This window comes from Variovorax sp. F042, assembly GCF_057814215.1.
Window position 1 is genome coordinate 1 of record NZ_JBVASX010000091.1, and the last position, 287, is coordinate 287.

At 70.7% G+C, this 287-nt stretch carries 1 pseudogene; it reads right to left on the reverse strand.

Annotated features, from left to right (window positions below):
• A pseudogene (locus tag ACZYSP_RS35540) lies at positions 1-237 on the reverse strand (ribosomal protein S18-alanine N-acetyltransferase); the annotation flags it as partial.
• Positions 238-287: the final 50 nt, after the last annotated feature.

Sequence of the window (287 nt, forward strand, 5' to 3'; positions counted from 1 at the left end):
GGCGACGAAGTAGCCGATCAGCGTTTCGCCCAGATCGGTGACCGGCGAGCTCACACCCGGTGCCACGCCGGGCGCCAGCAGGCACTGGCAGTGGTAGCCCACGGCCATGGAAGCGGTGAAGTTGGCGCGCGTCCAGGGATGGCTGTAGGCCGTCTGCTCGACCGCGCAGACGGCATCGATCCGCTCGACGGTGAGCGGTTCGAGGCGGGCTTCGACGGGCTGGAGGACGGCGCTCATGCGGGTCCGTTGGCGGCGGCTGCGGCCGCCTTGATGGCGGCGCGCTCTTC